17 protein-coding genes are annotated in these 15,521 nt (G+C 45.6%); 7 read left to right on the top strand and 10 right to left on the bottom strand.

The features are described from left to right. Positions 1–7: 7 nt before the first annotated feature. Together W04_RS10485 and W04_RS10480 are read left to right on the top strand one after the other, a co-directional pair. Positions 8–1,285, top strand: a complete 1,278-nt coding sequence (locus W04_RS10485) for an ATP-binding protein (RefSeq protein ID WP_053910789.1) — start codon at positions 8–10, stop codon at positions 1,283–1,285. Continuing rightward, positions 1,266–1,790 carry a response regulator transcription factor gene (locus tag W04_RS10480; protein WP_053910788.1) on the top strand — a complete coding sequence of 175 codons (525 nt, stop codon included), beginning with the start codon at positions 1,266–1,268 and terminating at the stop codon, positions 1,788–1,790. Before W04_RS10485 ends, W04_RS10480 begins: the two co-directional genes overlap by 20 nt. 61 nt (positions 1,791–1,851) lie before the next feature. On the opposite strand, the gene W04_RS10475 is transcribed toward W04_RS10480, so the two are convergent. After that, positions 1,852–3,879, bottom strand: a complete 2,028-nt coding sequence (locus tag W04_RS10475; RefSeq protein ID WP_157576398.1) for a TonB-dependent receptor — start codon at positions 3,877–3,879, stop codon at positions 1,852–1,854. 176 nt (positions 3,880–4,055) lie between these two features. Here W04_RS10475 and W04_RS10470 point away from each other — a divergent pair, with 176 nt between their 5' ends. The 5 genes from W04_RS10470 (at position 4,056) to W04_RS10450 (ending at position 8,603) form a co-directional block, all read left to right on the top strand. Next, positions 4,056–4,460, top strand: coding sequence for a DUF1761 domain-containing protein (locus W04_RS10470; protein WP_022944457.1), 405 nt, complete (start codon positions 4,056–4,058; stop codon positions 4,458–4,460). A gap of 53 nt (positions 4,461–4,513) precedes the next feature. Further along, positions 4,514–4,765, top strand: coding sequence for a hypothetical protein (locus W04_RS10465; RefSeq protein WP_022944456.1), 252 nt, complete (start codon positions 4,514–4,516; stop codon positions 4,763–4,765). Positions 4,766–4,853: 88 nt separating this feature from the next. Then, on the top strand, positions 4,854–5,132 hold the full coding sequence (locus W04_RS10460) for a hypothetical protein (protein ID WP_045979015.1): 279 nt from the start codon (positions 4,854–4,856) through the stop codon (positions 5,130–5,132). A gap of 64 nt (positions 5,133–5,196) precedes the next feature. Further along, positions 5,197–7,209 (top strand): TonB-dependent siderophore receptor, encoded by a 2,013-nt coding sequence (locus W04_RS10455; protein WP_082342207.1) that lies wholly within the window; start codon positions 5,197–5,199, stop codon positions 7,207–7,209. Positions 7,210–7,226: 17 nt separating this feature from the next. Then, a complete protein-coding gene (locus W04_RS10450; protein ID WP_053910786.1) occupies positions 7,227–8,603 on the top strand; it encodes an aldehyde dehydrogenase family protein in 1,377 nt (458 codons plus the stop codon). Positions 8,604–8,627: 24 nt separating this feature from the next. Here the strand turns inward: W04_RS10450 and W04_RS10445 are convergent, their stop codons facing one another. The 9 genes from W04_RS10445 to W04_RS10405 all read right to left on the bottom strand — a co-directional run bounded on the left by W04_RS10445 (position 8,628) and on the right by W04_RS10405 (position 15,215). Next, a complete protein-coding gene (locus W04_RS10445; RefSeq protein WP_022944452.1) occupies positions 8,628–8,960 on the bottom strand; it encodes a carboxypeptidase-like regulatory domain-containing protein in 333 nt (110 codons plus the stop codon). 155 nt (positions 8,961–9,115) lie between these two features. Beyond that, the gene (locus tag W04_RS10440) at positions 9,116–9,946 is read right to left on the bottom strand and encodes an immunity 49 family protein (RefSeq protein WP_053910785.1); all 831 of its coding nucleotides are present in this window, start codon (positions 9,944–9,946) and stop codon (positions 9,116–9,118) included. 149 nt (positions 9,947–10,095) lie between these two features. After that, positions 10,096–10,716 (bottom strand): hypothetical protein, encoded by a 621-nt coding sequence (locus W04_RS10435; protein ID WP_022944450.1) that lies wholly within the window; start codon positions 10,714–10,716, stop codon positions 10,096–10,098. Between the two features lie 400 nt (positions 10,717–11,116). Further along, positions 11,117–11,653, bottom strand: a complete 537-nt coding sequence (locus tag W04_RS10430; RefSeq protein WP_231658114.1) for a hypothetical protein — start codon at positions 11,651–11,653, stop codon at positions 11,117–11,119. A 67-nt stretch (positions 11,654–11,720) separates the two neighbouring features. Beyond that, a complete protein-coding gene (locus W04_RS10425; RefSeq protein WP_053910783.1) occupies positions 11,721–12,305 on the bottom strand; it encodes a hypothetical protein in 585 nt (194 codons plus the stop codon). Between the two features lie 207 nt (positions 12,306–12,512). After that, positions 12,513–13,100, bottom strand: a complete 588-nt coding sequence (locus tag W04_RS10420; protein WP_053910782.1) for a hypothetical protein — start codon at positions 13,098–13,100, stop codon at positions 12,513–12,515. 240 nt (positions 13,101–13,340) lie between these two features. Then, entirely contained in the window at positions 13,341–13,925 is a 585-nt protein-coding gene (locus W04_RS10415; RefSeq protein ID WP_053910781.1) for a hypothetical protein, read from the bottom strand. Further along, positions 13,922–14,689, bottom strand: a complete 768-nt coding sequence (locus W04_RS10410; protein ID WP_053910780.1) for a ChaN family lipoprotein — start codon at positions 14,687–14,689, stop codon at positions 13,922–13,924. The genes W04_RS10415 and W04_RS10410 overlap by 4 nt, the downstream gene beginning before the upstream one ends. 85 nt (positions 14,690–14,774) lie before the next feature. Further along, a complete protein-coding gene (locus W04_RS10405) occupies positions 14,775–15,215 on the bottom strand; it encodes a hypothetical protein (protein WP_053910779.1) in 441 nt (146 codons plus the stop codon). Positions 15,216–15,521 lie beyond the last annotated feature (306 nt).

Raw genomic sequence — 15,521 nt, 5'->3', positions numbered from 1 at the left:
TGTTATTTTGGACCTGCTATTACAATCCAGTATTCGCCGTGTGTTATTGCTACGCAGTGTCGCCATTGCACTGCAATTACTGGCGGTGCTCATTGCTTACTATGTGCTTGATTTTGCGTTAGCACTTTTGCCGCTGTTGAGCATCATCGCCGTGGAGTCGCTATTTCAGCTGCTGAGTGTGGTGGTGCTACGACAACGCATCCATAGTCGCGCACCGGTGGGCGCCGCCACCGTAGTGTGGCAATTATTAGCTGATATCTTGTTTTTAACCTTGCTGCTTATGCACAGTGGCGGGGCGACCAATGCCTTTGTGTCGTTGCTGCTGTTGCCGGTTATGATTGCTGCTGTGACCTTACCTGGGCGTTTAACGGTGTTGTTAACCGTGATTGCAATTGCTGCTTACTCGGCCTTAGTGATGATGATGCCATTGCATCATCAAGGTGAGCATGGCATGCAAATGCGCCACCATTTTATCGCCATGTGGATAAACTTTGTACTCAGTGCAGTTGTGGTCGCCACTTTAGTCAGCGCATTATCTCGCACTTTGGCAAAACAACAGCGCGCTATTGCCCAAAGCCGAGAAGAGCAGCTTCGCGCTGAGCAGCTTGTGTCTTTGGGCAGCGCTGCAGCGCAAGCGACCCACCAATTAGCCACACCGCTTGCAAATTTGGCGCTGTTGCATGATGAAGCAAGGGAGCTAAGCGCCGACTGTCCGACGTTACAGCCTGTGGTTGATGATATGGCGGTGCCTTTGACGCAGTGTCAGCGGCAGTTGGATTTGTTTCGTGCTCGGGCGCAGCAACTGCGTGATGCTCATGAAAGAGCGCCACATTACCAGCCGCTATTACAGCTCGTTGATGAGATACGCCAAGCCTTCACGCTGAATTATCCGTCTCAGCAACTGCATTGCCAGCTCCCACATCAAGGTGAACATATTGAAATTATTAGTGACCCATTGTTGAGCGCCGCTGTGATCAACGTATTGGCCAATGCTGTGCGGGCAAACGAAGAGGTTGGGGCAGAGCGTATCACGATTACCATTCGCGACTCTGACTCTGCTCTTCATTGGCGAATTGAGGACCAAGGCCGAGGGTTTAGCGCTGAGATGCAGGCCTCCTTGGGCAGCGCAGTGATAGCGAGCAGTGATGGTTTTGGTGTGGCGCTGTGGCTAACCAACGCCACGATAGAGCGCATTGGTGGCACTTTGGCATTGGCCAACAATGAACACGGTGCATGCATTGATATCACTATTCCTAAGAGGCGCTATGAAGCTGTTACTGATTGAAGATGACCTGGCCTTTGCGCGAACACTCATGCGGCGCCTAGAAGCGCACACCCAAGCGCAGGCACATGCTGATTGTGTGCAAAGTGCCCTGTTCCAAGCACGACAGTTGCGCCCGAGCCACATTATTTTGGATATGAATTTAAATAATGAGTCTGGACTGCAACTGCTTGCTCCGCTGCGCGCTTTGCTGCCGAGTGCACGAATCATATTGCTAACTGGATTTGCCAGTATTGCCACTGCTGTTAAAGCAGTGAAGCTCGGCGCTGATGATTACCTCGCTAAGCCTGTGTCTATGGCACTTTTACTGGCAACTTTGGAGGATGATATTGTGCATTCACACGTTTCGCACGACGATGAGATCATGTCTCCTGAGCGTTTGGAGTGGGAGCATATTCAAGCGGTGTTGACGCGCAACAATGGCAACATTTCGCAAACAGCGCGTCAACTCAACATGCACCGACGTACCTTGCAACGTAAGTTGCAGAAAAAACCAGTGGCAAATTAACCTCGCTGAGGAGACTTTAGAAAAGAAAAAAGGCCAATAACAACGTGGCCTTTGGTAGCTATCACAAAGAGAAACTAACACCTAGATGGAGAGTACGGCCCAGTGCCTGTAAACGCTGGCCTTTATCTAATTCCCGGCCATCAACACGGTTTATGCCGCTGAGATGTGGCGCATAGCTATGATTAAACAGGTTGTTAACCGCTGCATTGAACTGCCAATGGCTGTTGATATCATAATCTACACTCACATCAACAACACCATAGCCGGGTGAGCTCAGCTCGTTGTTATAGTGCGACACATGCGTTTGCGACTGGGCGAAACGCCAACGCGCAGCCACTTGGTAATCATTGGCATAGTAATGGGCACTCAATTGGCCGTTAAGTGGGCTGATACGATAGAGATTGTCGTTTACCTCATCGCTGCGTTTACCGCGCACATAACTAAGCTGAGCATTAACTTGCCACTGCCGAGAGAGTTGATACTCAGCACTCATATCAGCCCCGTAAAGGTGAGCATCAATATTACTAAAGCGAAGCGCGCCTTGCCCAGACATCATCATCGCCACCATATTCACCACACTGTCTTCACTGGGGGTGCCTTGGATGTAATTATCAATTCGTTGATAAAATAGCTGAGGCTTTATCGAGAGCCGCTCATTGGTGTATGACCAACCCACATTCGTTTGGTACGCCGTTTCAGGTTTAAGGTTGATATTACCAACATAGGTTTTGCCATCCGCAAGGCCCCCGGTTGCTTGCATGGGAAGCCATAAATAACGCGCTTGATAGCTCGCAGCCCGCTCTTTGATAGCGACACCGTAACTGAGGTCTGAGTGTGAATTCAACGTATAGCGATTATTGATGACTACATCGAAGGTGGTATCACTGACGCTTTTGTCTGCATTATTAAAACGAGTTTGTAAGGTTGCAACCGCTGGCATCATCATGGCCATGGTGGAGCTTACCTTATCGGCATCGGCAACATTGTATTTCAATCGTGCGCCTACTGTTGTGTTGAGCTTGCGGTGGCTAAAAGTGTACTCGGTGAATAGGCTATGGCGGTCATCAGCTACATTATTAAAGTTTTCCACGAAAAACGCGTCATTGTTTGGATTAGTGACGTCTGCATCATGACGGTTGATACTGCCATCATAGCCCCATAGCCAAGCCCCTTTTTGTATGTGGGCAAAGAGGCTGGTACTGCGTCCTAAAGCCAAGGTATAACGTGCTTTTTGCGCGGTACTAAGGGCGCGCTGTTGGTAGTTATCCATACCATGCTCGCCATCTTGAAAGCCCACACCCCATAATAGCGTTGTGTCACTGATTTCGTGCTCACCCGATACCTCAAATCGTGTGGTGTCGATGTAATCAATATCCATAGGCAGCGCGGCTGTGCCGCTTTGTTTGGTATCGGTACGATGAATATTGGCGAAGAGGCGCCCTTGATTTAGGGCCGACGTGGTAAGCACACCATACTGGTGACGCTGGTAATCACTGTTCGGAATTGCACGTTCCTTGGCGTCTTGTTCATCACTGTTACGCGTATCTGCGTAGGCAAGCCAAGCAAATTGGCTATTGCCAGCGCCCCCAGCGAGGCTCGCATTGAATCCTGAGCCATTATCTTGCGCATCGATGCGGCCATTTACAGTCAATGGGCTATCGAGCTCAGCGCGGCGCATGTTTACGTCAATGGCCCCGCCAAGCGTGTCGATACCGGCACTGACCGGGGCAATACCACGATAGATGTCCATGTTCGCAATGATGATAGCGGGAGTGTAACTGAGCGGTGTATCCATTGAGTTGGGGCCTGCACCACTAAAGTTGAAGCCATTACTGGCAACATTAATGCGCTGGGCAAACATACCACGGTATTGCGCTAACCCTGTTATCGGGCCATTTTTGTTTACACCCGCACCAACAACACCATCGAGCCAATCGGCCGTGTCGGTTGCAAACTTTTGTGCCGGTATTTGCATTAAACGGGCACCTGTATCATGGTGTTGCGAGTGCACGGTGATCACTTCCATGGCTTGACTATTGACTGCGAGAAGTGCGGTGATGGTTGCGCCAAGGGCTGATTTTATCTTCATAATATCCACTGAGAATTGAAAAGCATGTCTGAATTTTCAATTGCTTAGGGACGAGGTGCAATAGCAAACCGCCACAGTGCGGCAATATGTCGCACTCCAGTGAACAACGCACGAATTTTGCTGGTACGGTGTTCGCGAGCTACGCTTAGTAGAGTGTATTATTTGTGAGCCACGCTATGAATTTTGCAGATTTTAATTTTATCGCGGTGCTAATTGCAGCCCTTGCCACGTTTATCTTAGGTGGCGTGTGGTATTCACCACTGATGTTTAAAAATGCTTGGTTAGATGGGTGCGGGTTAACGGACATAGATTTGCAAAATGCGGCAATGGGAAAGGTCTTTACCATCGCCTTTATACTCTCTCTTTTGGCTGCTTTTATCTTTGCGTTATTTTTAGGCCCTCGGCCCGAGCTCGGGTTTGCGGTAGGTGCAGGCTTTGCTGCGGGTTTAGGGTGGGTGGCTACGTCCTTTGGGATTAGCTATGTTTTCGAGCAGCGACCTCTAAAGCTGTTTTTAGTTAATGCCGGATACCATACTGTGCAGTTTACCTTGATGGGGCTTATTCTGGGCTTATGGCATTAGAGCATCGCGCCTGACAATGGTAGACTAGGCTGTGTTGTCTTAAGGGAGGGAGCATGGCTAAACCGAACAAAAAGGGCCCCGTTCGCACCGTGAATATTCATTGTTCGCAGTGCCGCACTAAACTCTACAAGTACCGCAAAGGCGGCAAGGGCGCGCTTATTAAATGTTTTATCGAACGCATAACTGAGGACTTCACTGAGCAGCTCGCAACCTGTCCGCAATGTCAGCAGGTTTTCGCTCGAGAGACTATGATCAGGGGCACCCCCGCACTGAAAATGATTGGCCAAAAAGTATTTATGAAATAAGCCTGCAAAGGATACGGGCATTTGTCCTTAAAGTGTATGAATGGCCACTGTTAAGCTCGCCCGGTTTGGTTTTCATCTGGAGTAAACAATGGATATTTTGTTCGATGTTATTGGCATGTCGGGCACCTTTTTAGTGGTAGGTGCATTCTTTTTGTTGCAGTTGAATAAGCTGCCTGCAACTGGCTTAGGTTACAACCTAATGAACCTATCAGGCGCCATTTTATTGCTAATAAGCCTTTGTTATAACTTTAACTTGGCCAGCTTCGTTATCGAAATTTTCTGGATAGCGGCGTCACTCATTGGTATTTATAAATACATTAAAGCGCGTAAAGCCAGTAAGCTTGCAGCGGCGCATTCTGCCTCATAAACACACCTTGGCGTGAAACTTCATTTGTTTTTATGTAAATATGGTGTAATTATTTAATTTATGAGTGATTTACACCGTATGTGCGATGTTCCGTTTTTGTTTCTATTTTACGCTCGTAGGCTCGTTTGTCTTTCCAGCCTTGGCTGAACAAGCGAGCAGCGATGAGCTCTTTTCTCTAAGCTTTGAACAACTGCTTGATGTTCAAGTAGATATCGCATCAAAAAGTGCAGAAAGCCAATCTTTGGCCCCTTCTTCGGTGACCTTATTTACCCGCCAACAAATTGCCCAGTTGGGTGTCCACAATGCTTATCAATTAATGAATTATGTGCCCGGCATGCAGCTGACTCGGGGCGACTGGGTCGGGGCCGTGCCAAAAGAGCATGCGCGCGGCGTGCATTTGGACAGTGGCAATATTCTGGTGATGATTAACGGTGAGCGCTTAAATGAAGTTTCCTTCGGTAAGGCCTCAGTGTACACACCTTATATTCCGGCGCAGTTAATTGAAAGAGTAGAGTTTATTCGCGGTCCTGGCTCTGCATTGTATGGCAGCAATGCGTTTTTAGGGGTGATGAATATTATCCTGAGTAAAGATAACAATGCTTTGAGTGTTGGCATAGGTGAGAATGCTCGCCAGCAATTAACTGGGCAGTGGCATCAAGCGACGTCATTGGGGCAATTCTCTGCTAATATCGCGGTGGAAAAAACCAATGGTCAAGATTACGACGTTGCCGATAATGTCCGTGATCCACTGTATTCTGTTTTTGCTAATACCCAGTTTAGTACCGAGTACTTAACCATCAATGCGCGCTATCAGCGTACTGAGCTGAATGAATTTTTGAATTTAGGCGGGTATAGTCCTGATAATCGCCATCGCAGTGATAATTACGCCGCCAGTGTTGCCTATCAATGGTTGCAAGGCGATCACGATTTATCCTCCCAGTTGAGTTATGCCGAGCACCATATTGAAGCGCAAGGCTTAGTGGAGGGTCTTAATCTACCTGAAAACATGCCGTATTTTGTTGGTCCTAACTGGCAAAGCTCTGAGCTTAAGTTTGTCAGCGATTATCAGCATCAGCTTCATGCCAACAGTATGTTATTTGCAGGTGTAGAGCTGCGCCGAGACGAACAAACTCAAGCCGGCGTTGTGACCAGCTATTTCAATGATCAATCAGGCTTTATTGAGCTCAATAGTGAGTATTATGAAAACCCCTCGCGAGTACTGAGCCGCTATCGTGAGTTCAGTGATTTAGAGCATCGCTTTGATGCCCAAGCAGGCTATGTGCAAGTGAAACAACAGCTTCCGGATTTCGGGCTCACTGCCTTTTTCGGGGCGCGCTATGATCATGTCAATGGTATTGATGCACGTTGGTCACCACGAGCCTCGCTTATTTACGAGCTGCCCAGCGGCGACATTCGCCATGTTTTAAAAGCGCAATACGGCGAGTCGTTTCGTACTCCGGTCACCAATGAGCTTTACTCTAACGATGATATCACCTCTGGTAATGCCGATTTATCCTCTGAAGTGATCAAAACAACCGAGTTGGTGTGGTTAGCCCAAGGCACACAGTGGAAAAGCGAAGTGGTGCTGTTTGATAACGCCCTAGAGGATTTTATTGATTTGGTGATGGTCAACGAGCAGCAGCAAGCTTTTACCTTCGCGAATGTATTCAGCACCACTATGCAGGGTATTGAGATGAGTGCTCAATCGCAACTCGGCCAATATAGTGATGTGCAAATCAATTATACCCAGCTATTTGATGATCCCATTAGTCCAAGCTTTAAGCGCTTTGCCAGTGTGGCGGTGAATATGCAGCTTGAGACATTGACACTTAGCGCGAATGCCCTGTGGCGCGATAGTGTCGAAGTATTCGGTGCTAATGATAAGCGCTTTTATCAAGGTGCGTATGTGTTGCTCGGCGCAGCGCTGCATTGGCAGATGGATGAACATACGCGGCTGAGCTTAAAAGTAGAAAACCTTACCGATAAAGATTACGATACCTTCGATGCGCGCGTGTTTGATGGCCGCGTACCCGGGTACGGACGTCAGTCCAGCCTAACCTATACTTATCAGTTTTAAATAGCAGGGATATTCTAGTGAGCGAGCAGTTGTGTGTGCTTGATAAGGTGTTTTCGCAGTTTAAACAAGCCCATGAACAAGAGCCAATAATGAGTCTTGTAAAGCGCAAGCAGGCGCTATTAGCGCTGAAGCATGCACTACTTGATGCACAAGAGCCATTGATTGCAGCAGCCAGCGAAGATTTTGGCTATCGCGAGCGCTTTGACACCTTGGTAAGCGACATTCTTCCTACGATAGAGGCATTGGACTACTGCCGTAAAAACCTCGCTAAATGGGCTAAACCGGAAAAGCGCCAGGGTGGTTTTGCGCACTTTCCCTCGTCATTACACGTGCATTATGAGGCCAAAGGCGTGGTGGGCGTTGTATCGCCTTGGAATTATCCAGTGAATTTGGCGTTATCGCCCCTTGCTTTTGCCCTAGCAGCGGGTAATCGAGTGGTAGTGAAATTGAGCGAATATACGCCTGCTGTGAATCAAGTATTAAAAACATTGCTTAGCTCTGAGTTGAAGCGCCATGTGGCCTTCATTGAAGGAGATGCACAAGTAGGGGCCGCGTTTAGCGCTAAGCCTTGGGATCACCTTGTGTTTACCGGCTCCGGTCATATCGGCAAAAAGGTAATGCGCAGCGCTGCTGAAAATCTCACACCTTTAACTCTAGAGCTCGGCGGTAAGTCGCCGGCGGTGATGTTGCCTTGTGCGCAGGTCAATCATGCGGCAACTCAGATTGCCTTTGGTAAATCGACTAATGCTGGGCAGATATGCGTAGCTCCGGATTTTGTCCTTTTACATACCTCACAATTAGATTCTTTTATCACTTGCATCAAAGCCGAGGTGGCGCAGTTAGGCCATCGCCCAACGAAGGTGATTAATCAGGCTCAGGCTAATCGCCTAAAGGCGTTAAAAGAGGATGCCCTCAGCAAAGGAGCCAAGGCGTTGGAGCTCATTAATGGGGGGGAACAACATGTGTTAACCCTGCTTTTAAATGTCGATGATAGCATGCGTGTTTGCCAAGAAGAGATCTTTGGGCCGTTATTGCCTATCCAAACTTATGAGCATATTGAAGACGCCTGTGCAGCGTTAAAAGCGCAGCCCAAACCATTGGCATTGTATTTGTTCGCGACCAAGCGGGCCCATTGGCAAAAAGTGAGTGAGCAAGTACAAAGTGGTACGTTGGCGGTGAATGACACCCTAATGCAAGTCAGTGCAACTGATTTACCTTTTGGCGGGGTAGGAGCATCGGGATTTGGCCAGTATCATGGTATTGAGGGGTTTTATACTTTTTCCCATGCGCGCTCGGTTCTCAAAACACCCCATTGGTGGCCGCGTGCGAAGTTGTTGTTACATCGCTCGCCTTGGTTATTAAAAATAGTGACTTGGCTTTACTTAAAAAAATAGGAGGGTTACCCCTCCTAAGCGTATTTATAGCTGTTTAATTTCGATATCAATCACGGTGTTATTCTCTACCATGACCCATTCGCGGAAGGTTTCGTAGCCGGGTTTACTCACTTCAACCTCATATTCACCAGGTTGCAGCTCTATCCCATCGTGGTATTTCGGACGAATATTCATAATTCTTACGCGTGAATCCGAAGGGGTGGTATTCACGGTTAACTGCGTGATCTCAGGCTTGACTACCTCAACAACTTGCTCTTTTGGCTCGGTATTAGTCTGTGGCTCAGCAGGTGCTGGCGCTTGGGTATTTTGACACGCTGCAAGCATTAAACTCAGGGCAAGGACAGATAGCTTTTTCATGGATTTTCCTTAACTGTGGCTTCACTTCCTAGTAGGTTCGTACGAACTTTCAGGGATCTCTTCGTTAATGGTTTAATTTTAGATACAGCTGCGCACTGTAGCTTACTCACAGCGATATAGTCAACGCAGTTGAGATAAATCCAAAAAAATATACGCTAACTAACAATATAAAAACGTGGCATAAAATCGGTATCAATATCTACACTGCGGCCTTGGTCTTGCACTAAACAGGCTGTGCCTAAAAGCTCAATAGGCATGTAGAAGTTAGTGTGGGCATGGTCGGCGTAAAGGTGCTGACCTTGGTATTGCCAATAGTGATTTAATGCACCCAGGAAGGTCTCATCTAAATCAGTTGCTTTACTGATCAAGGCATTATTGATCAGGCTTAATTTGGCGTTAGTGCAGTGTTGAACTAGCGGGTTAGTGTCGGCGGCAATTTGCTGGCTCAGGGCGATGATTTCTGGTTGCGAGACCTCTTTGTCCAACAACACTTTTTGCAGCAGCTCGGCCAACATAAGCTCAACCTCCGGGCACACGGCACGGCTTTCTCTTAGGTGAGACAAATCAAACGCTAATAGTGAGGAAAGGGCATCGTGGTCGCGTACTGTGAGTGCACAAAAGACGGCTTCTTGCCAATTCTGTGCATTGATCCGGCCTTGTTCAACTAGGCCGACGCCGTTGTACTGGGTATCGTGCTGTTCACCGTTAAATTCTAGCTCTACAATACGTTCAGGGTCGTTCGCGAGGCTAAATAATAGTGCATAGGCCTGCGCACAGTGAGCAATGGCTTGTTTCGCTTCTGCGTTGTGCTCTGGGCTTTGCTCATATGAAAGGTACTGCGCTAAAGTGAGCGCGTGATTAGCGAGCCACATCAGGTTATCGCGCTGCACATGCACGAAGTTTAGGGTGTCTTGGTACTTTTTGCGGCTGGTGTTTATCTTCTCGTCAATTTCAGAAATTGTAGTAGGGCGCTCAATATTTAGCATGACATATCCTTGTTCGGGGGTGAACTTATCCTTAAGCCGCTATTGTAAACAACACCATCGCAGTAACGCAACTGTACTTTAAATAGCAAAGGCTCTTTTAGCCATCAAGTAGGTAATGACCGCAAGAGCCTTTATCGGGGGCGTGTTAGCTATCTTGGTAAGTTTTTACTGAGTTTTTTATTCTTATTCATTACACCCGAGTAATAACCGTGCAGTGCCTCGTTTAATTGCCGTTCGCAACGTTTAAGCTGTTCACTTTGTTCAATGACTTGCATGCTCAGTTTTACTTTTTCTTCACGCAGGTTTTTTACATCAATACTTTGGCTATCTAATCGGCTTTGTAGTTCATCAACTTGGCTGTTCGACGCTTTAAGTAACTCATGTAATTCTTTATTGCGCTCTTGTAAGTCACGGCAATGATGCTTCATTACATGCTTACTGGTGCTCGCTTCCTCGAGTTGCTGTTCAAGCTCGGCCATTTCAATTTGCACATCGCGTTTAGCCTGCATTTGCACTTGCTGCATCTGCTCTGCCATTTTATCCATGTGCGCAAGGGCTTTTTTATTTAATGATTCCGCTTGGTTTATCTGCTGAACCAAAGGGGCATGAGCTTGTTCTAGCTGTTTAATTTGCCGCTCTTTTTCTTGCAACAGTTGCTTGTAAAGGTGCAGTTGCTCACTCAGGGAAGGCTCGCCACTACTTTGGCCAATAGGGGTTACGGTAGCCTGCGGCATAGGTTCAACTGGGGTATGAAAGTCTGAGTGCGCCATTGTCTGTCCTTGGAGTTCTTATATGTATTGGTCAAACTTTAGCAAATACGGCCAGTAAAAATTTGATCTATATCAGGTCCAGACCCGCTGAAGACTTTGCTCAGCAAAGACTTTGATCTAGCGCAAATAATGGGTGAGGTAATGGAAGGCTTAGCTCTGAGTGCACGGGCAAATACAAGCTATATACTGATGACGATAGAGCAGACTTATAGATTTACTATTTGGGTGACTACTATATAAACGCTCAGCCATAAGTCGTGTTTAGGTTATCTCTTTGTGAATGCTTAACTTAGCGCCTGAAATAATGAAATGCGTATTATATTAGCTGTTAAACTAAGTGTACCCTGCTAGCTAAGCGTTTATCACGCCACACTAGCAGGGGAAAGTGCTTCATAAAAAGTTAGAGCTCGTTTGAGGACAAATGCCGCTCAGCAGATTCCAGCTGTCTCTTAGCATACTTTTTCTGAAAGTTTGATTGGGTATGCTTTAGAACATGTTTAGCGTGGATAGCTACTTTCTTCCAGTTCCTTTCTTGTATATATAAATCTGCCAATTTCATATGGTTCAAGGCAATTTGATTAGGGGTAAAACTTTTATCTAAGACCAGTAACTCCTCACGAAGTGCTATTGCTTTAGCGATATCCTTTTTCACAAATTGGCCTGACCCATAAAGCCAAGCTAACGTAGTATAAGCGCCAGGCTCTTTATTTTTTAGCCTTTCTTTGGCCTCTGCTACCAGCCTAGTACCGTCACTTGTATGCAAACTTATAGGTACCAGAGCCGACCAGTAACCCATCTCATAGGCTTTTTCGCACCATGCTTCTAAGAGTTCTGGTGCGTTGATCAAGCTTTTGTGGCACTGCTGTGCGGCCACTTCGACGGTGAGCTCAGGGTCGTCAATCTTAATAGAGTGATCCCAGCGAGGGCCTGCTGCCATAGCTATATGCGTATATAATGCGAACAAAATAATACAGAGAACTAGTGAAGGTGACATTCTACAGGCCTTAGTTGATATCTTTTTGACTGTGTATTTTAGCTTTAGCTGCTTCAATAATAGAGGCTGCATACTCTCGTTTTTTACTATCGTTTATATACTTGGCCGCAACACTTGCGTGTTTTAGAGTGAGAGACCAATTGTTTTGCTTTTGATATATTTTGGCTAAATCCAGATGAGTTTGCCCATACCATGGCTGTGAAGGATCAATACCTTCTAGGTAATCATTATAAAGAGCTAAGGAGCGACTCTCGTTCCGCAGCACAAACGTACCACTTTCATAAAGCCAAGCGAGTGAAAGTAGGGCAACGGAGTCACCTGCCTTAATGCGTTTATTTAACTCTTCAATATAACGCGAACCATCTTTGGTGTGGTAACCAATATTAAGCAGTGCCTGTGCAAATCCAGCCTCGGCTGCTTTTTCACACCAAAAAAGCACCCTGTCGGGACGATAATAAAAGCTTTTATCGCATAGCCTCATGAGTTTGTCGGCTGTGAGTGTTGGATCATTTTCGTCAGGTTCTTGCCAATTTGCTTGCGCTAAACACGAAATAAAGAGCAAGGGTACTGTTACCCAAGGAGCGTTTACTACCATGTGAAAGCCTTATTGTCTTAGTAACCAATAGATAACGATAAAGTGTACAACTTGTATCTTACGCTTTTCCTGCCCACTTATTTCTTTGAGCCTCCAACATACTGTTCGGTTATGAATAAATATGGAGTGATTCGCTTGACTCTTGTTTACAAAAATCAAGCGAGGATACTAGCTAAGTATGAGTAAGTACTGCGATAAATTACATTGTCATTGAGTGCTTGGTTGGGTATGTTTTTGCGCTTTGGCTATTTGTCTTTGAGCAGCATCAATATCAAACTTAAAGCGGCTGTGCTTTTTGACGTAGCTAGCGTGTTTGATTACCGCAGGCCAATTTTCCTGTAGCTGATATAAATCGGCTAACTCTTTATGAGCAGAGGTTCTTCTTGCTGGTGTAACTCCGGCATTAGCTAGATTTAGCAGCTCTTTATTTAAAGATATTGCGCGTTCAATATCTTCCTCTACAAACTGCCCTGAGCCATAGAGCCAAGCCAACACTGTGTATGCTTTTGGCTCTTTATTTTTTAGCCTTTCTTTGGCCTCTGCTACCAGCCTAGTACCGTCACTTGTATGCAAACTTATAGGTACCAGAGCCGACCAGTAACCCATCTTATAGGCTTTTTCGCACCATGCTTCTAAGAGTTCTGGTGCATTTATCAAACTTTTGTGGCACTGCTGTGCGGCCACTTCGACGGTGAGTTCAGGATCGTCAATCTTGATAGAGTGATCCCAGCGAGGGCCTGCTGCGATTAAAGTACTAGATATTAATGCTAGCAGCACCGCTATTGCCTTTATCATGGTTGAGCTCTTTCATCCGATTGTCCTTCACAATAGCTTTTGCTCAAGCAAGCTAAACCGTCATTATAATCTATACGCCTGAACCTATTTAATCGGCAAGCCAACTAAGCTTTCTATAATCACACGGGAGTCGACCACGCGTTTTTATGATAAATGTTATCGGAAATTACTTGAGGCCATATTAGTAATGAAAGTACAGCTTACGTGAGTAAAGGCAGCTTTCTTGCTTTATTGACACGACTACTGGTTTTGCTCGCCCAAAGAAATACCGGCCTCTTCTAGCTGCCTTTTAAACATGGCTTTTTTAGCTTCAGCGTATTTGCTTTGCTCAAGATAACGCTTATGCTCAGCGACTTTTTCCGAATTTCCGAGCTCTTTATAAATAGCAAGCAGCTCCTCATGGGTGCTACCCACTCTCATTTTCTCACTCTCGACATCACCGTATTCATCTAAATATCGTTTAAATAACACAATAGATTTTTGGAGATCTCTATCAATAAAACGCCCTAATTTATAGGCATAGGCAAGCGCGATAATGCCTTCAGGAGAGCCTTGTTGAGCATGTTTTCTCGCTTCCGCGATATAGCGGCTACCATCTCCAGTATGCAAGCCGATAAACTGAAGAGCGCTCCAATAACCCAGTTCATACGCTTTTTCGCACCAAGCCTCTAGCTGTCTAGGCGCATACATTAAGCTTTTTTGACATTGCAACATAACGGTGGCCTTGGATAAGCTCGGGTCGTTGATATCATGATCTGGGAATAAAGTACCAGCGTAGGAGTTAAAGTTAAGCACAAGGGCCATAAAAGTTAAGTATTTCATCATTTTGTTCCCTCAAGCATTAAGTTCTTCTCAGGCAAATGCACTTGATAGGTTTTGATTGCTGTTTCAAACGAAGTACTTTCTCTGTAAAAATATTCGCTTTTTAAGCGCCCTTGCTCGTCTGAAAGACCCTCGCAACTGCGCTTTGAATAACATGCTATGCCACCAATAAAATCTATATATCTTATCTTTGATATCCCTTCTTTTACGACTAAGGTATCAAGGCCTTCTTGGTAGGGAGTGGCTCTCAGCGCATGCCATCGATGCATAAACGCAATTACGCGGTTATTACTAGCTTGCCTCAAAATAGTGCTTATATTTTGGACCCACGCTTGGTTTCTATTAGAGTGACTATCCAAGCAATCTTTTTCTTTAGCTAGTTCAGGAGGGCATGATGAGTCGATGCTGTCCATTTCGTCTAAAGTTAAGTCAAGAGCAACGATTTTAAGGCCTATGTCACGAGCTGATTTGACTAGCTCACCGTAAGCAGCAGGTACTGTATATCCCCAAGCCCAATTATCATCAAAGTACTTTTGTATTTCACCAAACCCTTTACCAGTACGTTGATAAAACTCTACTTTCTCTTGCATGGAGCGGGGGAGCATTTCTATTGCAAAGTGAGTAAAGCCTGCAGCTTTTAGCTGTCTTAGGGCTTTAATGGCTTCATACTTATAGATTGCGGGATTATGGCTTGATTCGCCGAGCATCACCAAACGAGCGCTCCCTGCCATTTTTTTGTAATCTACATCCTTGTTTATTTTATTCATGCTATTTCCTTATATAGTTATCACTTACTTATGCCTTCCTGAAGTGAATTTAGGTTGGCACTTTCTGTGGTCTTTTAGTCATTGTTTAGTCGAAATCCTCAATCGCTGGAAGTGTGCTTTCACTTTTGTCATTGCAAAGCCAGTATTGCTTGTTATCACTTTGGGTGAATGTCACCGAGTACTCTTGGGTTAGCGTTCCAAGCTCTTCACTGTGATAGTCGCTGATAACAACCTTAGTTTCATCATAACTAAAATGCATACTGTGGTCCGAAACCAAAGCACGGTGATAACTCGACTTATTAACACTATCAGCAGTAGACCCAATATCGAGCTTTAATTTTGGGTGCTCAAAATGGGTGAGTGCATAGGTGTCATCTACCTTGCTCGCAACGACATAAATTGGGGTTGGGTTGTCTGCGCGGCAATCAAAGACAACTTGTACATGACTTACAGCGGCATGGCTTGAAGCTGCGAATAACAAACAGCCAGCACTCCCCATCTTTATAACCACCGATTCTATCGCCATGCTTCATACCATAACTATCAGTTTATGCCCTATAGAAAACTATTATCTTTTTAATGTTTAGCCACTAATTATATGCTAATGGCATGGGGGTGAAATAGTAAATTCGTATATGGGCTTGCTTTACCAGTCTCCTGCTTTTGTAATTTAAATTGACGTTATCAAATTTCTAAGGCATTATTTTTATTTTTTAGTTATAACCTTCCAGCCTAATATGATTATAACTAATTGAAAAAACAAAAAAGTATTTAAAAACATCCTAGCCGCTGTGTTTATGTCATGATTTAAAAGTGTTACAAGTGATAGTAT

This window comes from Pseudoalteromonas sp. SW0106-04, from assembly GCF_001293805.1.
GTDB classification, from domain to species: domain Bacteria; phylum Pseudomonadota; class Gammaproteobacteria; order Enterobacterales; family Alteromonadaceae; genus Pseudoalteromonas; species Pseudoalteromonas ruthenica.
Note: the sequence above shows the minus strand (reverse complement) of the source record. Positions and strands in the feature narration are given on the sequence as shown.